Below are 22,286 nucleotides of genomic sequence, written 5' to 3'. Positions count from 1 at the left end.
TTCACATCGGGGAACATCTTCGGATCGCCGCGACGGTGCGGCCCTCCGGCAGTCAACCCCGAACCCGGGTCCGCTTCATCCCGGGTCCGGGTGTGACGTGAGTCCTAGAGGCCGGGCGCGCGGAAGGCGCCGTTGAAGGAGAGTCGCTCGTAGCGGGCCACACCGGCCGCGGTGTAGGGATCGCGGTCCACGATGTCCTGCACCTCCTCGGCGTCCATGTCGCCGGTGAGCAGCACCGCCCCGGATTCGTCGTCGAGGCGGCCGGCCAGCACGATGCGTCCGGCCGCGACCTCGCCCCGCAGCCACTCCAGATGCGCGGGCCGGGTCCGGTTCACGACGTCGGCGGATTGCAGGTATGTCGACCTGAGGACGTGGAACACCCGGCTCAATGTAGTCGGACTGGTCGAACTAGTTGATCGGCGCGTTGAGCCACTGCAGGTCGGCCAGGATCCCGCGGGCGGCGACGATGCCCTCTCCGGCCTGCCACACCTCGTTGTTGACCGCGAAGACGCGGCCGTCGCGGGTTGCGCTCAATTTCCTCCAGGCGTCGCTTTCCAGCACCGCGGTGGCGCGCTCCCTGGCTTCTGGGGATGCGAACGACAGGTAGACGATGTCGCCGTCGGCCGCGGACAGGTCGGCAGACTCGGCCAGATCGTCCTCGGTGATACCCACCTCTAGGTACGGCTTGTCGGTGAATCGTTGTGCCGCAGGGCGATCGACGCCCACCTCGGCGAGCACGCTGCCGGGGAACGTGTCGACGCCGAAGACCCGCATGGTGGTGTCGGTGAACTGTACGACGGAGGCCTGGAAATGGGTGGCGTCGTTCTCCGCGCCCGTTCTGTCGGCGGCGCGCCGGAAGCCGTCGATCAACCCGTTGGCGGCGCCGGACCGTCCGGTCGCCTCGCCTGCGGTGCGCAGATTGTCCTGCCACTGTGGCCCGGACGGTCCGGTGAACACCGTGGGTGCGATGTCCGAGAGCGGCGCGAACGCCTCGGGAGTCAGCGCCTGTGAACCTAGGATCAGGTCTGGATCGGCTGCCCTGATGGCCTCGAGGTCGGGATCGCTGCGGGTGCCGACCGCGGGCACGTCATGGATGACTTGGCCGAGGTACGAGGGCTGGGAGTCCGAGCCATCGGGCAGCGCGGCCGCCACGATCCGCGATTGCAGGCCAAGCGCGCACAGCGCGTCGAGTTGGTCGCCGGAGAGGACGACGATGCGCTGCGGGTCCGCCTGCACCCGCGTCTCGCCCGCCGCGTGGCCGACGACGCGGTCCGGCGGCCCCGGGTCGACGGCAGCCGGCTCCGGTGCACAAGACTCGTCGGGGCGGCGTTCGTTGCCCAGCACACCCGCCCCGGCGATCCGCGTCGTACTGGTGACGACGGTCTGGGCGTCGGCCGGCGTGGGCGGGTCTCCGCCGGGGAATCCGCACCCGCTGAGCAGGGTCACCACGACCGCCGTGAGGACAGCGACCGAGGCGGCGACATGGCGCATCCGTCGTCCGCTGGTCAGCACGTCGCCGACGGTAACATCCGGGCAGCTCCGAGCCCGTCAGCCCGCGTCGGCGACGCAAATACGACCGTTTGTAGGACCGCCACGACCCACGGGTGGTCGGGGGGCTAGGATTCGGAGTCAGAAAGTTGCGTGGCCGACCGGATTATTTGGAGGACCTGTTGGTAGCCGAAGCGCCCCCGATCGGAGAACTCGAGGCACGGCGTCCGTTCCCGGCCCGGCTTGGCCCCAAGGGCAACCTGATCTACAAGCTCATCACGACGACCGATCACAAGATGATCGGCATCATGTACTGCGTCGCCTGCTTCATCTTCTTCTTCATCGGCGGGCTGATGGCGCTGTTCATGCGGACCGAGCTGGCCATGCCGGGGCTGCAGTTCCTGAGCAATGAGCAGTACAACCAGCTGTTCACCATGCACGGCACGGTGATGCTGCTGTTCTACGCCACCCCGATCGTGTTCGGCTTCGCCAACCTGGTGCTGCCCCTGCAGATCGGCGCCCCCGACGTCGCGTTCCCGCGGCTGAACGCGTTCTCCTTCTGGCTGTTCCTGTTCGGCGCGCTGATCGCGATCGCCGGATTCATCACCCCCGCCGGCGCCGCGGACTTCGGCTGGACCGCGTACACGCCGCTGAGCAGCGCCATTCACTCACCAGGCACCGGCGGTGACCTGTGGATCATGGGTCTGGCGGTGGGTGGTCTGGGCACCATCCTCGGTGGCGTCAACATGGTCACCACCGTGGTGTGTATGCGGGCTCCCGGGATGACGATGTTCCGGATGCCGATCTTCACCTGGAACATCCTGGTGACGTCGATCCTGGTGCTGATGGCCTTCCCGCTGCTGACCGCCGCGCTGTTCGGCCTGGCCGCCGACCGCCACCTCGGCGCGCACATCTACGACCCCGCCAACGGTGGGGTGCTGCTGTGGCAACACCTGTTCTGGTTCTTCGGACACCCCGAGGTCTACATCATCGCGTTGCCGTTCTTCGGCATCGTCACCGAGATCTTCCCGGTGTTCTCGCGCAAGCCGATCTTCGGCTACACCACGCTGATCTACGCGACGTTGGCGATCGCCGCGCTCTCGGTGGCGGTGTGGGCGCACCACATGTATGCGACCGGCGCCGTCCTGCTGCCCTTCTTCTCCTTCATGACGTTCCTGATCGCGGTGCCCACCGGGATCAAGTTCTTCAACTGGATAGGCACGATGTGGAAGGGGCAGTTGACATTCGAGACACCGATGTTGTTCTCGGTGGGCTTCCTGCTGACCTTCCTGTTGGGTGGCCTGTCGGGCGTGCTGCTGGCCAGCCCGCCGCTGGACTTCCACGTCACCGACAGCTACTTCGTCGTCGCGCACTTCCACTACGTGCTCTTCGGCACCATCGTGTTCGCCACCTACGCCGGCATCTACTTCTGGTTCCCCAAGATGACCGGCCGCCTGCTCGACGAGCGGTTGGGCAAACTGCACTTCTGGTTGACGTTCATCGGCTTCCACACAACCTTCCTGGTGCAGCACTGGGTGGGCGACGAGGGCATGCCGCGCCGCTACGCTGACTACCTGCCCAGCGACGGCTTCACCACGCTCAACGTCGTCTCGACCATCGGCGCGTTCATCCTGGGCATCTCGACGATCCCGTTCGTGTGGAACGTGTTCAAGAGTTGGCGCTACGGCGAGCCGGTCACCGTCGACGACCCGTGGGGCTACGGCAACTCGCTGGAGTGGGCGACCTCCTGCCCGCCGCCGCGGCACAACTTCACCGAGCTGCCCCGGATCCGTTCGGAGCGCCCGGCGTTCGAGCTGCACTACCCGCACATGATCGACCGGATGCGCGCCGAGGCGCACATCGGCAAGCATGCGACGGTGGGTGAATCGGCGGAGGGCTTCGGACCCCGTACCGAGCCCGACCGCAGCAGCTAGGCCCGCGGCCCTGGGGTGGAGATGCCGAAGGTGGTTCGCTCCTCGTATCGGCGCTCGAGACTGTGATCGCCTCGTCGCGAGACCGGTCGTCGCTGCTGATCACCGTCACCGGACGCGATCAGCCGGGCGTCACCTCGGCGCTGTTCGAGGTGCTGTCGCGGCACAAGGTCGACCTGCTCAACGTCGAGCAGGTCGTGGTCCGGGGCAGGTTGACACTGGGTGTCCTGGTCGCCGGCCCGGCGGAGGTCGCCGCTGGTGCTGAGCTGCGCGACGAGGTGACCTCGGCGATCAACGGCGTCGGCCTCGACGTCACGATCGAGCCCAGCGACAGCATGCCGGTGCTGCGCGAGCCGTCCACGCACACCATCGTCGTCCTCGGCCGTCCGATCACCGCAGAGGCGTTCGGGGTGGTGGCCCGCGAGGTCGCCGAACTGGGCGTCAACATCGACACCATCCGGGGCGTATCGGACTATCCGGTAACGGGATTGGAGCTGAGGGTGTCGGTGCCCGCCGGTGCCGACTACGAGCAGCTGCAGAAGACGCTGGCCCGGGTCGCGGTTGCCGAGGAGATCGACATCGCGCTCGAGGACTACAGCCTCTCGCGGCGGGCCAAGCGGCTGATCGTCTTCGACGTCGACTCGACGCTGATCCAGGGCGAGGTGATCGAGATGCTGGCCGCGCGGGTGGGAGCCGAAGCCGCGGTCGCGGAGGTGACCGAGGCGGCGATGCGCGGTGAACTCGATTTCGCCGAGTCGCTGCACCGCCGGGTGGCCACGCTCGCGGGGTTGCCGGCATCGGTGCTCGACGATGTCGCCGAGCAGATCGAGCTCACCCCCGGTGCCCGCACCACACTGCGCACGCTGCGGCGGCTGGGCTATCACTGCGGCATCGTCTCGGGCGGTTTCCGCCAGGTGATCGAGCCACTGGCCAACGAGTTGATGATGGACTTCGTCGCGGCCAACGAGCTGGAGATCGTCGACGGCAAGCTCACCGGCCGGGTGGTCGGCGACGTCATCGACCGACCCGGAAAGGCCAAGGCGCTGCGCGACTTCGCCCAACAGGCCGGGGTGCCGATGGAGCAGACCGTCGCGGTCGGCGACGGCGCCAACGACATGGATATGCTCGCCGCCGCCGGACTGGGCGTGGCCTTCAACGCCAAGCCGGCGCTGCGCGAGGTCGCCGACGCGTCGCTGAGCCATCCCTATCTGGACACCGTGCTGTTCCTGTTGGGCGTCACCCGCGGCGAGATCGAGGCGGCCGACGCCATCGACGGTGTGGTGCGCCGCGTCGACATCCCGGACTGACGCCCCGGATTCAGACCACCACGGTCGTCGGCTCCGGCGCCGAAGAACCGGTGACACTGTGCCAGGCCCTGGCGAGCAGCTCCACCGCCTCGGTCAACTGGTCCTCGGGCAGGGCGTAGGGCACCCGGACGAATCGCTCGAGGGTGCCGTCGACGCCGAATCGCGGCCCCGCGGGCAGGTCCAGCCCCAGCCGCGACGCCGCCGCCGACAGCGCGGTGCTCATCGGCGCGGGCAGCCGCACCCACAGCGACATGCCGCCGACGCCAGGACCGGGCTGCCAGTCGGGCAGGTGCTCGCTCAACAGCGACTGCAGGTGGGCGCGACGCTCGCGCAGGATCTGCCGGCGTTCGGGCAGCACCTCCTCGCGGCGCGCGAGAAGCCTTGCTGCGGCGTACTGTTCGAGAACGGCTGTGCCCATGTCGATGGAGGGGCGCAACGCGGCGATGGTAGCGATGGTGGCACGTTCGGCGCGGATCCATCCGACCCGCAGGCCGCCCCAAAACGACTTCGACATCGATCCCACCGTCAAGACGAGGTCGCGCCGCGACGTCACTTCAGCGGCGACGGGTCCCGGTGTCGGCTCGTCGAGCCACATGTCGAGAATGGTCTCGTCGATGACGGTGCGGGTGCGGGTCTCGGAGATGATGCGGGCCAACCGTTTTCGGTCGGCGGCGGACATCGTCATGCCGGTCGGGTTCTGATTGTCGGGGATCAGGTAGGCCAGGCTCGGTGATAGTTGATGGACAACGGCCCGCAGCGCGTCGAGATCCCAGCCGTCGTCGGTCATCGCCACGGGCACCGGTCGCACGCCCGAGGTCGTCATCGCCGACAGCGCACCGTGGTACGTGGGCTGCTCGACCAGCACCCGATCGCCCGCCTGAGCATAGGTGGCCAGGATCAGGCCGATGGCATGCAGCGCTCCGGTGGTCACCATGACTTCGTCGGCTTCAGTGGGAAGCCCTCGCTCGCAATACCTTTCGGCGATGGCCTGGCGGAGGGCGGGTACGCCCACCAGCTCGTGGCCCGGGGCGTGCAGATAGGGCGCCAGGTCCTGGGTCGCCTCGCCGAAAGCCTCCAGCACCGCGGCCGCCGGAGCGGACAGCGCCGCGGCGGCCAGGCTCACCGAGGCGGGGGCGGAGTCGGGGCTCAGCGCGGGTGCCACCGGCAGCGCGGTGGTGCTGCGGGCGCCACGGCGAGCGTTGAGGTAGCCGTCTTCGCGCAGTTGGGTGTAGGCCGCGGTGACGGTGGTCCGCGACACCCGCAGTGTGTCGGCGAGTGCGCGCTCGCTGGGCAGGCGGGCCGCGACGGGCAGTCGGCCGTCGATGATCAACAGCCGGATCGCGTCGGCCAACCCCTGGTAGGCCGGACCGGATCGACTGGACGTCCGCCAGTTGCCCAGCTCGCGAGCCAACAGGTCCACATCGAGGGCGCGGGCGGTGATATCGAGAGTCATTGAGGCCAGTATGGGTCAACTGGCTATTGATAAGCAAGCCACTGGACGGCGACTATCGAGGCCATGAGCATGAACTGGATACCTCGTTTGGGGCATCGGCTGACCGATCTGCTCAGCTGGCAGGCGCCCGACTCCTACGTGGACTGCCTGGACCGCGACGCCGAACGCACGGCCCGGGAACTGGACCTCATTCGGATGCGCTTCCCGCACCACGCGTAGCGGCGCGCCGGTGGGCGAAGTGGGTATGAAAACGAGCGCTGGGCGCACGCAATCACGCCGATGGCGCTTCACTACGATGGTCGGGTGCCTGTCGCCGAAGGAGATGCAGTCGACCCCGACCTGCTGATCGACTTCGCGAAGGTGACTTTGCGGCGTGGCGGTCAGACCCTCGTCGGTCCGATCACCTGGTCGGTGGAACTCGACGAACGCTGGGTGGTCATCGGGCCCAACGGAGCGGGCAAGACGTCGCTGTTGCGCATCGCCGCCGCGCTCGAGCATCCGTCGTCGGGAACCGCGTTCGTGCTGGGCGAGCGGTTGGGCCGGACCGACATGTCCGAGCTGCGGGCGCGGGTCGGGCTCAGCAGTTCGGCGCTGTCGCAGCGGGTGCCCGACGGCGAAGTGGTCCGCGACCTGGTGGTGTCCGCCGGCTACGCGGTCATGGGCCGCTGGCGCGAGCAGTACGACGACAGGGACTACGAGCAGGCGGTCGACATGCTGGAAAGCGTCGGCGCCGAGCACCTGGCCGAGCGGATGTACGGCACACTGTCCGAAGGCGAGCGCAAGCGGGTGTTGATCGCGCGGTCGATGATGACCGACCCCGAACTGCTCCTGCTCGACGAGCCTGCCGCGGGCCTGGATCTCGGCGGGCGCGAGGAACTGCTGGCGCGGCTCGAAGACCTGGCCGCCGACGCGGACTCGCCCGCGATGGTGCTGGTGACCCACCATGTCGAGGAGATCCCACGCGGCTTCTCGCACGGGCTGATCCTGTCCGAGGGCAAGACCGTGGCCTCCGGTCTGCTGCCCGACGTGCTGACCGCCGACAACCTGTCCAAGGCGTTCGGCCAGGCGATCGCGCTCGAGGTGTCCGACGGCAGGTACTTCGCGCGGCGCGCCAGGACCCGGGCGGCGCACAGGAGACGGGCGTGACAGAAGAAGCAGCCGAACAACCGCTGACCCCGCGGCCGGCCGCGACCGTCATGCTGATCCGGGACAGCCGCGCCGGCGATGCCGGGCGACTCGAGGTGTTCTTGATGCGTCGACACTCGGCGATGGACTTCGTCGCGGGGGTGATGGTTTTCCCCGGCGGTGGCGTCGACGACCGGGACCGCAACGCCGACATCGCCTGGTTCGGACCCGAACCCGCCTGGTGGGCCGAGCGGTTCGGTATCGAGACCGACCTGGCCCAGGCGCTGGTGTGCGCCGCGGCGCGCGAGACCTTCGAGGAGTCGGGCGTGCTGTTCGCCGGCGCGGCCGACGATCCCGACAAGCTCGTCGACGACGCCTCGGTCTACGGCAGGCAGCGGGCGGCGCTGGTGGACCGGTCGTTGTCCTTCGCCGACTTCCTGCGAGCCGAGAACCTCATGCTGCGCGCGGACCTGCTGCGGCCGTGGGCGAACTGGGTGACGCCGAAGGAGGAGCGCACCCGCCGCTACGACACCTACTTCTTCGTCGGCGCCATCCCGGACGGCCAGCTGGCCGACGGCGACAACACCGAGACCGACAGGGCCGACTGGATCACCCCGCAGCAGGGACTCGACGACTTCGCCGACGGGCGCACCTTCCTGCTGCCGCCCACCTGGACGCAGCTGGACTCGCTCAACGGCCGCACCGTCGCCGAGGTGCTGGCCGTCGAACGCCAGATCTTCGCGGTGGAGCCGCACCTGGCGGCGAACGAGGACACCGGCAACTGGGAGATCGAGTTCTTCAACAGCGACCGGTACAACGCCGCGCGTAACCGCCGCGCACCCGAGGGTTACGGACGCGGCGCGCGGCCGACATGAGCGAGTTCGTCTCCGTCCACACCAGCGACAGCCAGCCCGGCGTCGCCACGCTGCTGCTCTCGCGGCCGCCGACCAACGCGCTGACCCGGCAGGTGTACCGGGAGCTGGTGGGCGCCGCAACCTCCCTGGGCGGTCGTGAGGACATCCACGCGGTGATCCTCTTCGGCGGGCACGAGATCTTCTCCGCCGGCGACGACGTCCCCGAACTGCGGACACTGAACGCCGACGAGTCCGCGCTGGCCGCGCGCGACTGCCGACTGGCGATCGACGCCGTCACCGCCATCCCAAGACCCACCGTCGCCGCCATCACCGGCTACGCGCTGGGCGGCGGCCTGACGCTGGCGCTGGCGGCCGACTGGCGAGTGTCCGGTGACAACGCCAAATTCGGCGTGACCGAGATCCTCGCCGGGCTGGTGCCCGCCGGCGGCACTTCCCGGCTGGCCGGGGCCGTCGGCCTGAGCAAGGCCAAGGACCTGGTCTACAGCGGCCGCTTCGTCGATGCCAAGGAGGCGCTGGCGCTCGGCCTGATCGACGAGCTGAGCGCGCCGGACGCGGTCTACGACGCGGCGGTGGCCTGGGCGCGGCGGTTCGTCGAGCATCCGCCGCGGGTACTGGCTGCCGCCAAGGCCACGTTCGGCCTCTAGGCTGCCCTGTTATGACGACCACCGATCGCCGATCCGATGTCGCCGAAGCGGCTCCGGCGCCGAACCCGCACGCCACCGCGGAACAGGTGGAGGCCGCCCGCCACGACTCCAAGCTCGCGCAGGTGCTCTACCACGACTGGGAGGCCGAGAGCTACGACGAGAAGTGGTCGATCTCCTACGACAAGCGCTGCGTGGACTATGCGCGCGACCTGTTCGACGCGACGGTGCCCTACTCCGAGCAGCGCGAACTGCCCTACGACAACGCGCTGGAGTTGGGCTGCGGCAGCGGCTTCTTTCTGCTCAACCTGATCCAGGCCGGGGTCGCGCGGCGCGGTTCGGTCACCGATCTGTCGCCGGGCATGGTGAAGGTGGCCGTGCGCAACGGCGAGAACCTCGGACTGGATGTGGACGGCCGGGTCGCTGACGCCGAGGGCATCCCGTACGACGACGACAGCTTCGACCTCGTGGTCGGACACGCCGTGCTGCACCACATCCCCGATGTCGTACAGTCACTGCGCGAAGTGGTCCGAGTGCTCAAGCCCGGCGGACGGTTCATCTTCGCCGGCGAGCCGACGAACGCCGGGGAGAACTACGCCCGGCCGTTGTCGACGCTGACCTGGCGAGCCGTCACCAACGTGACGAGACTGCCGGGCCTGTCGGGATGGCGCCGGCCGCGGGCCGAACTCGACGAGTCGTCGCGGGCGGCGGCGTTGGAGGCGATCGTCGACCTGCACACGTTTTCGCCCGCCGACCTGGAGCGCATGGCGGGCAACGCAGGCGCCGTCGACGTCTCGACCGCCACCACCGAGTTCACCGCCGCGATGCTCGGCTGGCCGCTGCGCACCTTCGAGGCTGCGGTGCCCCCGGGTCGACTGGGCTGGGGCTGGGCCAAGTTCGCCTTCAACAGCTGGATCGCGTTGTCGTGGGTGGATCACACCATCTGGCGGCAGGTCGTGCCGAAGGGCTGGTTCTACAACGTGATGGTGACCGGGGTCAAGCCAGCCGCGGAATGACCGTCGCGTTCTCGGTCGAGGACGTCGGCTATCTGCGCAGCGAGGCCGGTTCGCAGGCGTTGGCGGCGGTCGCCGCGCTGGAACTGACCGACGCCAGCTTGGTCAGCGACATCGACTGGGTGCGTTCGCAGTTCGGCCGGCGTGCTGCGGCACTGGTGGAGACGACGGTGCTGCGCCGGCGAGCCGCCGCCAAACTGCCGCACGCCCACGGTTGGCTGTTCACCGACGAGGCGCTGCAGCAGGCCACCGCCGAGCCGGTCTCCCGGCACCGGGCCCGCCGGCTGGCCGGCGCGCGCGTGCACGATGCGACCTGCTCGATCGGCACCGAGCTTGCGCACCTTCGGGACTCGGCTGAGCTCCTTGTCGGCAGCGACATCGACCCCGTCCGGCTGGCGATGGCCCGGCACAATGTCGCGGGGGTGGCGCTCTGCCGGGCCGACGCGTTGCGTCCGATCACCCGCGACTCGGTCGTCGTGCTGGATCCGGCGCGGCGCAGCGCCGGGCGGCGCCGATTCGACCCGCGCGCCTACACGCCCGCGCTGGACGCCCTGCTCGAGGTGTACCGCGCCCGCGAGACGGTCGTGAAGTGTGCTCCCGGAGTCGACTTCGACGCCGTGGTGGCACTGGGCTTCGCCGGTGAGATCGAGATCACGTCGCTGGGCGGCAGCGTCCGGGAGGCGTGTCTGTGGTCGGCAGGTCTGGCGCAGCCCGGTGTGCGCCGCCGGGCCACGGTTCTCGACACCGGGGAGGACATCACCGACGCCGAGCCCGACGAGTGCGCGGTCGCGCCCGCGGGCCGGTGGATCGTCGAGCCCGACGGCGCCGTCGTGCGCGCGGGGCTGGTGCGCCAGTACGCCGCCCGGCACGGCCTGTGGCAGCTCGACCGTGACATCGCCTACCTTTCCGGGGACCGTCTACCCGACGGCGTACGCGGTTTCGAGGTGATCGACGCGCTCGCCTACAGCGAACGGCGGCTGCGCCAGGCGCTTTCGGCCCACGACGTCGGCGCGGTCGAGATCCTGGTGCGCGGCGTCGCGGTGGACCCGGACGCGCTGCGGCCGCGGCTGCGGCTGCGCGGGTCGCAGCGGGCGTCGGTCGTCATCGTGCGCCTCGGGACCGGGGCGGCAAGCAAGGCAACGGCATTCGTCTGCCGTCCGTCGCGGTAGATTTCCCGCTCTTCCCGATGTGCGCTCGACGGCCACGTACCCTGGGCGGTGACGCGCCGGTATCCGAACCGGCGCCGACCTGAAGGACTTCTGAGACGATGCGCTTTTCCAGGTGGGCTGCCGTGCTGGCAGCCGCTGTTGTCGCCGGCTCGACCGGCGTGCCGGTGGCCGCGGCGCAGACGGCATGCCTGGACCTGCAGGGGGCCGTCGACGCGGATGGCATGTGCCGCGTTCAGGTGCAGAACCCGATGTACACCCTCGACATGAGCTTTCCCGACGACTACCCGGACGCGCGGCCGGTCGTCGCCTACCTCACCCAGGCCCGCGACGGCTTCGTCAACGTCGCCCAGGATCCCGACACCTACAACCGGCCCTACGAACTGGACGCTGAGGGCGTCGGGTACCGCTCGGGTCCGCCCACCGCCGGCACCCGCAGCGTGGTGTTCACCGTCTGGCAGAACGTCGGGGGGCAGCGCCCGCAGACGTACTACCAGGCCTTCAACTGGAACGTCGGCAAGAAGGCGCCGATCACGTTCGACACGCTGTTCCGGCCGGGGTCCAAGCCGCTGGACGTCATCTACCCCGAGATCAACAGGTACCTGCAGAACCAGCAGGGGATCGTCGACCCGGTGCCGGAGGGGACCGGACTGGACCCGGCCAACTATCAGAACTTCGCGTTGACCGATGACTCATTGACGTTCTTCTTCAGCGAGGGTGAGCTGTTGGCCGACGGCGCGGGACCGGTGCAGGCGACGGTGCCGCGTGCGGCGGTCGCGCCCCTGCTGGCGCTCTGAGCGGACGCCTCGACGGTGCTGTTGGTCACCGGGCCCTCCGGCCACGTGGGCGCGGAGTTGGTCGACCTGCTGGCCGCGCCGGGGACGGCTACCGGGTGGCGGGTCGCCAGCCGCCATCCCGACGCGCTGCGCACCCGCCTCGCCGACACGTCCGCCGAGGTGGCGGCCCTGGACTTCTTCGACCAATCCACCTGGCCGGGCGCCCTCGACGGCGTCGAGGTGTTGTTCCTGCTGTTCCCACTGCCCGGTAACCGGGCGGCGCGGCGGGCCATCGTTCCGTTCATCGAGGCGGCGCTGCGCGCGGGCTGCAGGCATGTGGTCTACGTGTCGGTGTTCGGCGCGGACCGGGCGCGGTTCATCCCGCACCACACGGTGGAGTCGGCGTTGCGCGACGGCCCCATGACATGGACCGTGCTGCGCTGCAGCTTCTTCATGCAGAACCTGCACCGGCAGATCTCCACCCACGGCGTCGACATCGTCGAGCACCGGGAGCTGTTCATTCCCGCCGGGAACGGCCGCACCACCTTCCTCGACGCCCGCGACGCGGCCGCTGTCGCGGTGTCGGCGCTCAACGAACCGCAGAGCCACCGAAACGTGGTGCACCATTTGACCGGTCCCGCCGCGTTGACGATGGCGGAGGTCGCGTCAGCGCTGTCGGCCGAGTTGGGTCACCGGGTGTCCTACACCGATCCGGGATTGCTGCGATTCGCCCGTCGGCTGCGCGCTCGCGGCGTGGGGTGGGACACGATCGGATTCATGAGCGCGGTCTACACGCTCACCCGACTGGGCCGCAACCAGCCGATCACCGACGAGGTGTGTCGCCTGCTCGGCCGGCCGCCGCGCACATTGGCCGAGTTCCTGCGCGACAGCGCATGGCGGTGGCGGGAGCGGGCGTGGACCTAGGCGGGTGCGAACCCGTAGACCTGCCCGTCGCTGGTCGCCGTGACGACCCGGCGGTCCTGACCGACGGAGACGCCGACCGGCCATCCGGTCGCGCGCGGCAGCGGATAGGAGTTGAGCGTGCGTCCGTCGGCCGGGTCGAAAACCAGCAGCGTCTGCCCCTGCTCGCCGTCGCGAGCGACGGTGTACGCCACGTCGGCACCCGCCCGGCTGGAGGTCGACAACGGGGTGACGTCCTCGCGGGTCCACAGCACCTCACCATCGTCGCCGTTGTCCTTGATGCCGACGAGTTGCGCGCCGGGCCCACCGCCGGCCACCACCAACCCGTCCGGTGAGACCGACGGCGGGGTCTGCGCGAGGTAGTCCAGCGGCACCGACCACTTCGCCGAGCCGTCGGCGGCGTTGAGCGCCCAGAGCCTCTCGTCGCGGCCGTTGACGTACACGGTTTCGCCGTCGGCCGACAGCACGGGACTGGCCAACGGCCCGCCGCCGACCGCGTCGCTGGTCCACTCCTGGGTGACCTGCGGCGGATCCCCGGGTTGATAGCGGAGCCCGACCAGGATGGGCGCGTCGGCGTTCGGCTCCCAGAGGCTGAGCACGATCGTGTTGCCCGCCGCCGAGAATGCCGGCGCTGCGGCCACCGGGCAGCGCGCCCTGGCAGTTCGGCAGTCGGCCAGGCCGCGCTCGGAATCCGTCGGATCGAGGCCGGCCACCAGGTCCAGCGGGGATCCGACAACGTTGCCGCGGTGGGCGTCGAACACCAGCACCTGGCCCAGGTGGGTGACGACGAGCAGGTGGCCGGGGTCGAGGATGCGCGCGGTGGTCGGCATCCCGATCACGGGCCGTCGCCAGCGAATCCACTGCGTCGAGGGGAACGAGAGCATGGAGCCGGGCTGCCCGATGTACAGGTTGTCGAAGCCGTCGAACAACGGTGACGACGCGCCGCCGCCCTGCACCAGCCGGGTGCACCAGCGCTGGCGGGCGTCGTTGTCGGCCTCCCAGACCATCAGCGAACACCCGGCCTCGCTCTGCGCATTGGCGGCCAGGTAGTTGCCGGACCCCAGCGCCACCGCGGCGGCGAGCTGGCCCTTGACCGATCGGATCCACTCGAGGCGCAGTGTGTCGGCACCCGCGGTGGACTCGTAGCTGCGGTTGGCGGCGTCGCCGTACTGAGCTGGCCAGCCGTCGGCGGCGCGGGCCTCGACCCACGAATCGGTGTTCCCGCACCCTGTCACCGTCGCCGTGAACAGCACTGTCAGGACCAGCACAGCCAGCACGGTCAATCGCCGGAACACTCGATCCTTTCTCCTGTCCTCGTACATGAGTCCACGTGAGGGTAACCGCTTGAGTGGGGCGGCCTCGCGTAGGCTTTCCGGCCATGACGACGATGTGGGGTGCGCCGCTGCACAAGCGCTGGCGTGGCTCGCGGTTGCGTGACCCGCGGCAGGCCAAGTTCCTCACCCTGGCCTCGCTGAAATGGGTGCTGGCCAACCACGCCTACACGCCGTGGTACCTGGTGCGTTACTGGCGGCTGCTGAAGTTCAAACTGCGTAACCCGCACATCATCACCCGCGGCATGGTGTTCCTCGGCAAGGGCGTCGAGATCGAGGCGACACCGGAGCTGTCGACGATGGAGATCGGCCGGTGGGTGCACATCGGCGACAAGAACACGATCCGCTGTCACGAAGGCTCGCTGCGGTTCGGCGACAAGGTGGTGCTCGGCCGCGACAACGTCATCAACACCTACCTCGACATCGAGTTGGGTGACTCGGTGCTGATGGCCGACTGGTGCTACATCTGCGACTTCGACCACCGCATGGACGACGTCAACGTGCCGATCAAGGACCAGGGCATCGTCAAGGGCCCGGTGCGGATCGGACCGGACACCTGGGTCGGCGTCAAGGTGACCGTGTTGCGCAACACGATGATCGGACGAGGGTGTGTGCTCGGCTCGCACGCGGTGGTGCGCGGGGACATCCCGGACTTCTCGATCGCGGTCGGGGCACCGGCGAAGATCGTCAAGAACCGCCAGTTGGCATGGGAGACCTCGGCGGCCCAGCGCGCCGAGTTGGCCGCGGCCCTTGCCGACATCGAGCGGAAGAAAGCCACCCGCTGATCGGCAGCCCTACCGTCCCGGCAGGGCGTGCTCGACGATGATCCGCCGCCGGTGCGGTTCGCGTTCGCGGCGCTTGGCCGCCAGATACACCTGTGCGGTTTCGCCTGCGATGCAATGCCATTCGAATTCCGAAGTCAGCCGCTGGCGCGCGGCCACGGCGCGCCGCTGAGCGGTCTGCGGGTCGTCGAGCACGGTGCGAACGGCGGCGGCCAGCGCGGCCACATCGCGCGGCGGATACGACACACCGGTCTCGCCGTCGAGCACCGCCTCACCGAGACCGCCGACATCGGAGACCACCAGCGGAACACCTGTCGCCGCCGCCTCGAGCGCGACGATGCCGAACGGCTCGTAACGGCTCGGCAGCACGGCGGCGTCGGCGGTGTGCAGCGCACGCACCAACGCATCGTGGCCGAGCTGGCCCACGAACGACACGGCCTTGAGCACCTTGTGCTTTCGCGCCTGCTCGATCAGCCAGTCCAACTGGGTACCCTCGCCTGCGACGGTCAACGTTGTTCCGGGGTGCGTACGCCGGATCCGGGGCAGGGCCGCGATGGCGTCGTGAATGCCCTTCTCGTACTCGAGACGGCCGAGATAGAGCAGCTGCGCAGGGCCCGTGCGAGGTGTGCGTTCGGCGAAGGGCCAACGCGCGACGTCGATTCCGTTGCGAATGACGCGAGTCTCGGCGATCCCGGGGCCGAACAGCTCGCTGATCTCGTCGCTCATCGACCGGGAACACGTGATCAGCGAGTCGGATTCGTGCACGAGCCACGACTCAATCGCGTGCACCTGTCGGCTGATGCGGCCCGATACCCACCCCGAGTGCCTGCCGGCTTCGGTGGCGTGGATGGTGGAAACCAGTGGCACATCGAAGCTCTGGGCGAGTGCGACGGCGGGGTGGGCGACCAGCCAGTCGTGGGCGTGCACCACGTCGGGGCACCACGGCCGGCCGCGTGGCCCGCGGATGGCCAGACCGGCGCGGACCATCGCGTGGCCCATCGCCAGCGTCCATGCCATCAGGTCGCCGGCGAAGTCGAATTCGTGCGGATCCTGTGCCGCCGCGATCACCCGTACGCCTTCGGCCATCTCGTCGGTGGACGGATGTGTGCTCGGGTCGGTGTCGGTGGGACGACGGCTCAGCACGACGACCTCGTGATCCGCCTCGGCCAGTGCGGTGGCCAGGTGGTGGACGTGTCGGCCCAACCCGCCGACGACCACCGGCGGGTACTCCCACGACACCATCAGGACCTTCATCGCACGCTCACCGCTTGCCGAGCGTGCGTGTAGTGACGCATTTTCGCGGCGTGTCGAGTGCAAACACGCACGCTCGCGGAAAAGTCGGTGGGCGTCACCGCGGCAGCCGCCGGGCGTCGAGGGCGCCGAACAGTCCGTCGGCGCGGTGCCAGCCTTCGGCGAGTCGCTGCGCCTGCTCGCCACGACCGGAGGCGAGAGCGTCGGCGATCTCACGGGTCGCGTGCGCATGCAGATGCGCACGGTAGCGGGCGTAGTCGGCCGCCGAATCCTTGCTCACCATGAACGGCCAGTCGCTCGAGACCGTGAGCAGCGTCTCGCGCAGGATCTGGTCGGCGACGAAGTTGCGTGCAGGCGGGGTGTCGGTCTGGCCGAGCGCCTTGTCGACGGCGGTCAGCGCGGTGTCGACGACCTCGCCGTTCAACTGCACCAGATCGGCCACCTGCTCACCGGCCCACACCTGCCAGTCCTTGCCCGAACCCCATGAGCTGGGGGGTAATTCTACCGGCGAGCCGACGAACCCGTCGGCCTTGGCGTCGGATAGCGTACCGATCCGCACGCCCGCCCGCGGCAACGCCCGCAGCACCCGCTCGAGCCACACGGGTCCCTCGTACCACCAGTGTCCGAACAGTTCGGTGTCGAACGCCGCGATGACGTGTGCGGGCCTGCCGATGCGCTCGCTCTCGTCGAGCAGTCGCTGGCGCACCAGCGCGACGAAGTCGTCGACGTGGGCGTCGATCGCGCGGTCGGCGCGATCGGGGTCGTACGGCGCCTTGCCCTCGGATGGCACATTGCGGCCGGTGACGCGCGCCGGCTTGAGGCCGGTCGTGTGGTCGTAGGTGTGGAAGTCGCGATAGGCCGCGTGGCCGGGGTAGCCCGACTTCGGCGACCACACCCGGTAGCTGACCTGCAGGTCGCGGCCGAACGCGACGACGTCGGAGGACCCGACCGGCCGGCCCAGCGCGGTGTCGCCGTGCAACGACGGGCCGTCGACCATGAAATGCGCGATACCCGCTGCGGCGTAGTCGGATTCCATCCCCGGCGCATAAGCGCACTCGGGCGCCCAGATGCCTACCGGGGTGTGGGCGAACCGCTGTCGTGCGTCGGCCAGTCCCTCGCGCAGTGCGAATTCCCGCAGCCGCGGATGCAGCAGCGGCTGGAACGGATGCGCCAGCGGCCCGCCGAGCAGTTCGATGGTCCCGGCGTCGATCAGGGAACGCAGCAACGGGCTGGCGCCGTGTGCCCACAGGGTGGCGAAGTCGTCGAGCGCCTGACCGGCCTCGGCGTGTTCGCGAATACCGAACCGGCGCAACGGCTCCGCCAACGTGGTCGACTCCAGGGCACGAAGCTGCCAGTTGGCCAGCCAGTGGTGCATACCCGACAGGCAGTACGGGTCGTCGAGCTGAGCCGTCACCACCGGCGTCATGCCGAGCGTCACCAGATGGCGGCGGTCCTCGGCGGCCAGCCTGCGCAACACCCGCATCAACGGCAGGTACGACGCCGCCCACGACTGGTAGAGCCACTCTTCGCCGACCGGCCAGCGGCCGTGATGGGCCAACCACGGCAGGTGGGTGTGCAGGACGAGGGTGAAGACGCCCGGGACGGGCTCGCTCGTGGTCACGGGCGCACCGCGATCGCCACCAGGTCGAGGCTGTCATCAATGTGGCGGCCGTCCCCCGACTCGACCAGGTCGAAGTCGTCGATCGTGACCGACGCGACGTCGGCGAGCAGGTCCGCGGGCCACGGCGCGTCGGCCAGCGCCCGGGCGATCTGGGCGTCGATCAGCGACCCGCCGTGGCGGGCGTCCAGCTCGGCCAGTCGCGGCCCGTGGTACACGCCGAGCATCGCCTCCAGTGAAAACCCCTGTGCGGTCAGCAGTTCCGTCAATTCGGCGGCGTCGAGTTCGCGGGTGTGGAACGGGTTGACCGGGGTGTCACGACCGGGGGAGAAGGTGATGCGGTTCGGTGTCGACATCAGCAGCACGCCGCCGGGCCGCAGCACGCGCAGGCATTCGGCGACGAACCCACCCTGGTCCCAGAGGTGCTCGATCACCTGGAAGTTGACGACGACATCGACGGTGCCGTCGCCGAGCGGCAGAGACGCCAGGTTCCCGTGCCGCATCTCGACCCGTGGGTAGCGGGCCCGCACATGGTTGACGGTGGCCTCGTCGTAGTCCAACCCGGTGACGTGGCGGGCCACGGAGGCGATGAGGTCGGCGCCGTAGCCCTCGCCGCAGCCCGCCTCGAGCACGTCGCGGCCGGCGCAACGGTCCGCCAGTCGCGCGTAGACGACCTCGTGGCGGCGGAACCAGTAGTTCTCCTCCGCCAACCCCGGAACCGTGCGCTCGCCGGTGAGAGGCAGGTCCGAACCGTCGGTGAGGAATGAGGCGCTCATTGAAAGGCAGGCTAACGCGGATCGGCCCGAAGGCGAACGGTTCACCGCCTACGGGCTGCAAGAACGCAAACTTCGACCAGCTATGGTGTTCCTGCGAGCCACCAGAAGTTACCCGCGAGTAACATGGTGGTAGTTGCTTCAAACGTGGTAAAGCAGGCCGGCCGGCCGGCCTCTTCGAGGAGGACGAACCGAACTCATGACGAACATCGTGGTCCTGATCAAACAGGTCCCTGACACCTGGTCGGAGCGCAAGCTGTCCGACGGCGACTACACGCTCGACCGAGAGGCCGCCGATGCGGTGCTCGACGAGATCAACGAGCGCGCCGTCGAGGAAGCGCTGCTGATCAAGGAGCGCGAAGGCGGCGACAGCACCGTGACGGTCCTGACGGCGGGTCCCGAGCGCGCCACCGAGGCCATCCGCAAGGCACTGTCGATGGGCGCCGACAAGGCCGTGCATCTGGTCGACGAGGGCATGCACGGCTCCGACATGGTGCAGACCGGCTGGGCGCTCGCCCGCGCTCTGGGGACCATCGAGGGCACTGAGCTCGTCATCGCCGGCAACGAGGCCACCGACGGCACGGGCGGCGCGGTCCCGGCGATCATCGCCGAGTACCTCGGCTTGCCGCAGCTGACCCACGTCCGCAAGCTGAGCGTCGAGAACGGCAAGGTCATCGGCGAGCGCGAGACCGACGATGGCCTGTTCACGCTGGAGGCCTCACTGCCGGCCGTGGTGAGCGTGAACGAGAAGATCAACGAGCCGCGCTTCCCGTCCTTCAAGGGCATCATGGCCGCCAAGAAGAAGGAAGTGACCAAGCTCACGCTCGCCGAGATCGGCGTGGAGGGCGACGAGGTCGGCGGCGCCAACGCCGGCACCAAGGTGCTGTCCTCGACCCCGAAGCCGCCGAAGACAGCGGGCGAGAAGGTCACCGACGAGGGCGAGGGCGGCACGAAGGTCGCCGAGTACCTCGTGGCGCAGAAGATCATCTAGCAGAGCATTGCTCCAGTACTCACACAACGGACGAAAGAACACTCATGGCTGAAGTACTCGTGCTCGCCGAGCACGCCGAAGGCGCGTTGAAGAAGGTCACCTCGGAACTGATCACCGCTGCCCGCAAGCTGGGCGAGCCGTCGGCCGTCGTCGTCGGCGCGCCGGGCACCGCCGAACCGCTCATCGACGGTCTCAAGGCCGCCGGCGCCGCCAAGATCTACGTCGCGGAGTCCGAGGACGCCGAGAACTACCTCATCACTCCCTACGTCGATGTGCTGGCGTCGCTGGTCGAGTCGGCATCGCCGGCCGCGGTCCTGTTGTCGGCCAACGCCGACGGCAAGGAGATCGCCGGCCGTTTGGCGGCGCGCACCGGTTCCGGTGTGCTCTCCGACGTCGTCGACGTCCAGGAAGGCGGCAAGGCCGTCCACTCGATCTTCGGTGGTGCGTTCACCGTCGAGGCCGAGGCGACCGGCGAGCTGCCCGTGATCACCTTGCGCGCCGGATCGGTGGACGCCGAACCCTCCGACGGCGCCGGCGAGGTCGTCACCGTCGAGGTGCCCGCACAGGCCGAGAATGCGACGAAGATCACCAAGCGCGAGCCCGCAGTCCAGGGTGACCGTCCGGAGCTGACCGAAGCGACCGTCGTCGTCTCCGGTGGCCGCGGTGTCGGCAGTGCCGAGAACTTCTCGGTGGTCGAGGAACTGGCTGACTCGCTCAGCGGCGCCGTTGGCGCCTCGCGCGCTGCGGTCGACTCCGGCTACTACCCGGGCCAGTTCCAGGTGGGCCAGACCGGCAAGACGGTGTCGCCGCAGCTCTACATCGCCCTGGGCATCTCGGGGGCGATCCAGCACCGTGCCGGTATGCAGACGTCCAAGACGATCATCGCGGTGAACAAGGACGAGGAGGCGCCGATCTTCGAGATCGCCGACCTCGGCGTCGTCGGCGACCTGTTCAAGGTCGCACCACAGCTGACGGAGGCCATTAAGGCCCGCAAGGGCTGACCTCCCCGACAGCAGTCGCGAGACCCCCGCACGCAATCCGCCTTTGGCGCGTCGGGGGTTTTTGCGTCTTCTCGTGCCGTTCACGGACACGTCACTTGTTCGACGCCGTCACGAGATGCGGCTGGGCGACGGTGCAGCCATGAGCACTGCTTCTGTACTCATCGCCCCCGACGACGTCGACCGCGGACCAGCGCCGCGCTACACCTTGTTGCTGTCCACCGATGCTGCGCTCGTCGAAGCCGGGCAGCGGCTCCGTCACGATGTGTTCACCTCCGAGCCCGGGTTCGCGGTCTCGGGCGCCAGCCCGGGCTTCGAGGTAGGCCGTGACGCCGACCGGTTCGACGAGCACTGCGATCACCTGCTGGTCCGCGAGGACACCTCGGGGGAACTGGTGGGCTGTTACCGGATGCTGCCGCCTGCGGGCGCGATCGCGGCCGGTGGGCTGTACACCGCAACGGAGTTCGACGTGCGCGGTCTCGACGCACTGCGTCCGTCGCTGGTCGAGATGGGCCGCGCGGTGGTACGGGCCGATCACCGCAACGGCTCGGTGGTGCTCCTGATGTGGGCCGGCATCCTGGCCTACCTGGACCGCTGCGGCTACGACTACGTGACCGGTTGCGTCTCGGTCCCGGTGCTGGGGACGGCCGACGAGGCGCCCGGCGCCCAGATCCGCGGCGTCCGTGACTTCGTGCGCCGCCGCCACGGCGCCCCCGCGCAGTTCACCGTCCACCCCTACCGGCCCGTGACGGTCGACGGCAAGGATCTCGACGACATCGAGCCGCCGGCCAGGGTCACGGTGCCGCCGCTCATGCGCGGATATCTGCGACTCGGCGCCCAGGTCTGCGGCGAGCCTGCACACGACCCCGACTTCGGGGTCGGCGACTTCCCGGCGCTGCTCGACAAGCGCCGGGCCGACACCCGGTACCTGCGCAGGCTCAGATCGGTCGGAGCGGCCACCGCGATGGGCGACGGGATGGCTGACGGGACGGCACTGTGAGCGCCGCCTACTCCTGGGTGCCCAAGGCGTCCTGCGACGTCGGCTGCGTCACCGCAGGAGCTGCCGACGCCGGACATCGTGTGGTCGTCGCGCTGCGCGTGACCGCCCGCGCCACGTTCGCGGTGCTGCTGTTGGCGGCCGCACCGCTGCTGGCGCTGCCTGCCCCCGGTCGCTCGCACGTCCAGCGCCGGTACTGCCGGCTGATGCTCCGATGCCTGGGCGTGCGAATCACCTTGTCCGGTAGACCGATTCGCAACCTGCAGGGGGTCCTCGTGGTCAGTCATCACGTGTCCTGGGTCGACATCTTCACGATCGGTGCGGTGATGCCAGGGCGGTTCGTCGCCAAGGCGGAGCTGATCAGCTGGCCCGGGCTGGAGCTGCTCGCCCGGCTGATGAAGGTGATTCCGATCGAGCGGGACAACCTGCGGCGGCTTCCCGAGGTGGTACGCACGGTCGCGGAGCGGTTGAGTATCGGCCAGACCGTCGTCGCATTCCCCGAGGGCACCACCTACTGCGGGTTGGCGTACGGGCAGTTCCGGCCCGCGATGTTCCAGGCCGCCGTGGACTCCGGCCGGCCGGTGCAGCCGCTGCGGCTGACCTACCACCACCGCGACGGGCGGCCGTCGACGGTGGCCGCCTACGTCGGGGACGACACGCTGTTGGCGTCCATCCGACGGCTCATCACGGCCAGACGCACGGTGGCTCGCGTGCATGTGGAGTCGCTGCAGCTTCCGGGCACCGACCGGCGCGAGCTCGCCGCCCGCTGCGCGGTCGCAGTTCGCGGGCAGACTGTCCGGCCGTCGCCCGGGCACGCGCTCGCGGCCTGAGCGAGAATCGGGGCCCGCC

At 69.3% G+C, this 22,286-nt stretch carries 22 protein-coding genes; 15 read left to right on the top strand and 7 right to left on the bottom strand.

The genetic code is table 11. The annotated features are described in order from the left end of the window. Positions 1–104: 104 nt before the first annotated feature. The gene (locus K3G64_RS25040; protein WP_238888261.1) at positions 105–380 is read right to left on the bottom strand and encodes a YciI family protein; all 276 of its coding nucleotides are present in this window, start codon (positions 378–380) and stop codon (positions 105–107) included. A gap of 28 nt (positions 381–408) precedes the next feature. Further along, positions 409–1,512 carry an iron-siderophore ABC transporter substrate-binding protein gene (locus K3G64_RS25035; protein ID WP_370647040.1) on the bottom strand — a complete coding sequence of 368 codons (1,104 nt, stop codon included), beginning with the start codon at positions 1,510–1,512 and terminating at the stop codon, positions 409–411. A gap of 158 nt (positions 1,513–1,670) precedes the next feature. Between K3G64_RS25035 and ctaD the strand changes: the two genes are divergently transcribed. Then, positions 1,671–3,422 (top strand): aa3-type cytochrome oxidase subunit I, encoded by a 1,752-nt coding sequence (gene ctaD / locus K3G64_RS25030; protein WP_238888260.1) that lies wholly within the window; start codon positions 1,671–1,673, stop codon positions 3,420–3,422. Positions 3,423–3,487: 65 nt separating this feature from the next. Beyond that, entirely contained in the window at positions 3,488–4,726 is a 1,239-nt protein-coding gene (gene serB / locus K3G64_RS25025) for a phosphoserine phosphatase SerB (protein WP_238951003.1), read from the top strand. 10 nt (positions 4,727–4,736) lie between these two features. On the opposite strand, the gene yczR is transcribed toward serB, so the two are convergent. Next, the gene (gene yczR, locus K3G64_RS25020) at positions 4,737–6,179 is read right to left on the bottom strand and encodes a MocR-like transcription factor YczR (RefSeq protein WP_238888259.1); all 1,443 of its coding nucleotides are present in this window, start codon (positions 6,177–6,179) and stop codon (positions 4,737–4,739) included. 63 nt (positions 6,180–6,242) lie between these two features. On the opposite strand from yczR, the gene K3G64_RS25015 reads away from it, so the two are divergent. From K3G64_RS25015 to K3G64_RS24980, 8 genes are all read left to right on the top strand, one after another. Then, a complete protein-coding gene (locus K3G64_RS25015; RefSeq protein ID WP_238888258.1) occupies positions 6,243–6,398 on the top strand; it encodes a hypothetical protein in 156 nt (51 codons plus the stop codon). Between the two features lie 60 nt (positions 6,399–6,458). Beyond that, entirely contained in the window at positions 6,459–7,325 is an 867-nt protein-coding gene (locus K3G64_RS25010; RefSeq protein WP_238888257.1) for an ABC transporter ATP-binding protein, read from the top strand. Between the two features lie 50 nt (positions 7,326–7,375). Beyond that, positions 7,376–8,179, top strand: a complete 804-nt coding sequence (locus K3G64_RS25005; RefSeq protein WP_238951001.1) for an NUDIX hydrolase — start codon at positions 7,376–7,378, stop codon at positions 8,177–8,179. Continuing rightward, a complete protein-coding gene (locus tag K3G64_RS25000; protein ID WP_238888256.1) occupies positions 8,176–8,823 on the top strand; it encodes an enoyl-CoA hydratase in 648 nt (215 codons plus the stop codon). The genes K3G64_RS25005 and K3G64_RS25000 overlap by 4 nt, the downstream gene beginning before the upstream one ends. Positions 8,824–8,834: 11 nt before the next feature. Further along, entirely contained in the window at positions 8,835–9,836 is a 1,002-nt protein-coding gene (locus K3G64_RS24995) for a class I SAM-dependent methyltransferase (RefSeq protein ID WP_238888255.1), read from the top strand. Beyond that, the gene (locus K3G64_RS24990) at positions 9,833–11,002 is read left to right on the top strand and encodes a class I SAM-dependent methyltransferase (RefSeq protein WP_441338862.1); all 1,170 of its coding nucleotides are present in this window, start codon (positions 9,833–9,835) and stop codon (positions 11,000–11,002) included. The genes K3G64_RS24995 and K3G64_RS24990 overlap by 4 nt, the downstream gene beginning before the upstream one ends. A gap of 98 nt (positions 11,003–11,100) precedes the next feature. Further along, the gene (locus tag K3G64_RS24985; protein ID WP_238888254.1) at positions 11,101–11,796 is read left to right on the top strand and encodes an esterase; all 696 of its coding nucleotides are present in this window, start codon (positions 11,101–11,103) and stop codon (positions 11,794–11,796) included. Between the two features lie 15 nt (positions 11,797–11,811). Continuing rightward, positions 11,812–12,699, top strand: coding sequence for an NmrA family NAD(P)-binding protein (locus K3G64_RS24980; protein WP_238888253.1), 888 nt, complete (start codon positions 11,812–11,814; stop codon positions 12,697–12,699). Here K3G64_RS24980 and K3G64_RS24975 read toward each other — a convergent pair. Beyond that, on the bottom strand, positions 12,696–13,991 hold the full coding sequence (locus K3G64_RS24975; protein ID WP_238888252.1) for an outer membrane protein assembly factor BamB family protein: 1,296 nt from the start codon (positions 13,989–13,991) through the stop codon (positions 12,696–12,698). The genes K3G64_RS24980 and K3G64_RS24975 overlap by 4 nt on opposite strands. A gap of 83 nt (positions 13,992–14,074) precedes the next feature. Here K3G64_RS24975 and K3G64_RS24970 point away from each other — a divergent pair, with 83 nt between their 5' ends. Continuing rightward, positions 14,075–14,812 carry an acyltransferase gene (locus K3G64_RS24970; protein WP_238888251.1) on the top strand — a complete coding sequence of 246 codons (738 nt, stop codon included), beginning with the start codon at positions 14,075–14,077 and terminating at the stop codon, positions 14,810–14,812. A 9-nt stretch (positions 14,813–14,821) separates the two neighbouring features. Here K3G64_RS24970 and K3G64_RS24965 read toward each other — a convergent pair whose 3' ends face one another. The 3 genes from K3G64_RS24965 to K3G64_RS24955 all read right to left on the bottom strand — a co-directional run bounded on the left by K3G64_RS24965 (position 14,822) and on the right by K3G64_RS24955 (position 18,454). Further along, the gene (locus tag K3G64_RS24965) at positions 14,822–16,063 is read right to left on the bottom strand and encodes a glycosyltransferase family 4 protein (protein WP_238888250.1); all 1,242 of its coding nucleotides are present in this window, start codon (positions 16,061–16,063) and stop codon (positions 14,822–14,824) included. 94 nt (positions 16,064–16,157) lie between these two features. Then, positions 16,158–17,681, bottom strand: a complete 1,524-nt coding sequence (locus tag K3G64_RS24960) for a 1,4-alpha-glucan branching protein domain-containing protein (protein ID WP_238888249.1) — start codon at positions 17,679–17,681, stop codon at positions 16,158–16,160. Further along, a complete protein-coding gene (locus tag K3G64_RS24955; RefSeq protein WP_238888248.1) occupies positions 17,678–18,454 on the bottom strand; it encodes a class I SAM-dependent methyltransferase in 777 nt (258 codons plus the stop codon). The genes K3G64_RS24960 and K3G64_RS24955 overlap by 4 nt, the downstream gene beginning before the upstream one ends. Positions 18,455–18,650: 196 nt before the next feature. On the opposite strand from K3G64_RS24955, the gene K3G64_RS24950 reads away from it, so the two are divergent. The 4 genes from K3G64_RS24950 (at position 18,651) to K3G64_RS24935 (ending at position 22,267) form a co-directional block, all read left to right on the top strand. Next, a complete protein-coding gene (locus tag K3G64_RS24950) occupies positions 18,651–19,442 on the top strand; it encodes an electron transfer flavoprotein subunit beta/FixA family protein (RefSeq protein ID WP_238888247.1) in 792 nt (263 codons plus the stop codon). A 44-nt stretch (positions 19,443–19,486) separates the two neighbouring features. Continuing rightward, positions 19,487–20,443: an electron transfer flavoprotein subunit alpha/FixB family protein gene (locus K3G64_RS24945; RefSeq protein ID WP_238888246.1), complete on the top strand. Its 957-nt coding sequence runs from the start codon at positions 19,487–19,489 to the stop codon at positions 20,441–20,443. A gap of 139 nt (positions 20,444–20,582) precedes the next feature. Next, positions 20,583–21,440 carry a GNAT family N-acetyltransferase gene (locus K3G64_RS24940; RefSeq protein WP_238888245.1) on the top strand — a complete coding sequence of 286 codons (858 nt, stop codon included), beginning with the start codon at positions 20,583–20,585 and terminating at the stop codon, positions 21,438–21,440. Next, entirely contained in the window at positions 21,437–22,267 is an 831-nt protein-coding gene (locus K3G64_RS24935) for a lysophospholipid acyltransferase family protein (RefSeq protein WP_238888244.1), read from the top strand. Before K3G64_RS24940 ends, K3G64_RS24935 begins: the two co-directional genes overlap by 4 nt. Positions 22,268–22,286 lie beyond the last annotated feature (19 nt).

This window comes from Mycobacterium sp. IDR2000157661 (assembly GCF_022317005.1).
Lineage (GTDB): Bacteria > Actinomycetota > Actinomycetes > Mycobacteriales > Mycobacteriaceae > Mycobacterium.
The sequence above is the reverse complement of the archived record's forward strand: the minus strand, read 5'-3'. Positions and strand labels throughout refer to the sequence as shown.

Excerpts from the sequence above, each read along its gene's own strand:
- K3G64_RS25000 (WP_238888256.1), top strand. The coding sequence starts at position 8,176 with ATGAGCGAGTTCGTCTCCGTCCACACCAGCGACAGCCAGCCCGGCGTC.
- K3G64_RS24995 (WP_238888255.1), top strand. The coding sequence starts at position 8,835 with ATGACGACCACCGATCGCCGATCCGATGTCGCCGAAGCGGCTCCGGCG.
- K3G64_RS25010 (WP_238888257.1), top strand. The coding sequence starts at position 6,459 with ATGGCGCTTCACTACGATGGTCGGGTGCCTGTCGCCGAAGGAGATGCA.
- yczR (WP_238888259.1), bottom strand. The coding sequence starts at position 6,179 with ATGACTCTCGATATCACCGCCCGCGCCCTCGATGTGGACCTGTTGGCT.
- K3G64_RS24970 (WP_238888251.1), top strand. The coding sequence starts at position 14,075 with ATGACGACGATGTGGGGTGCGCCGCTGCACAAGCGCTGGCGTGGCTCG.
- K3G64_RS24955 (WP_238888248.1), bottom strand. The coding sequence starts at position 18,454 with ATGAGCGCCTCATTCCTCACCGACGGTTCGGACCTGCCTCTCACCGGC.
- K3G64_RS25005 (WP_238951001.1), top strand. The coding sequence starts at position 7,376 with ATGCTGATCCGGGACAGCCGCGCCGGCGATGCCGGGCGACTCGAGGTG.
- K3G64_RS25015 (WP_238888258.1), top strand. The coding sequence starts at position 6,243 with ATGAGCATGAACTGGATACCTCGTTTGGGGCATCGGCTGACCGATCTG.
- K3G64_RS24940 (WP_238888245.1), top strand. The coding sequence starts at position 20,583 with ATGAGCACTGCTTCTGTACTCATCGCCCCCGACGACGTCGACCGCGGA.
- K3G64_RS24985 (WP_238888254.1), top strand. The coding sequence starts at position 11,101 with ATGCGCTTTTCCAGGTGGGCTGCCGTGCTGGCAGCCGCTGTTGTCGCC.
- K3G64_RS24990 (WP_441338862.1), top strand. The coding sequence starts at position 9,833 with ATGACCGTCGCGTTCTCGGTCGAGGACGTCGGCTATCTGCGCAGCGAG.
- K3G64_RS24945 (WP_238888246.1), top strand. The coding sequence starts at position 19,487 with ATGGCTGAAGTACTCGTGCTCGCCGAGCACGCCGAAGGCGCGTTGAAG.
- K3G64_RS24965 (WP_238888250.1), bottom strand. The coding sequence starts at position 16,063 with ATGAAGGTCCTGATGGTGTCGTGGGAGTACCCGCCGGTGGTCGTCGGC.
- K3G64_RS24950 (WP_238888247.1), top strand. The coding sequence starts at position 18,651 with ATGACGAACATCGTGGTCCTGATCAAACAGGTCCCTGACACCTGGTCG.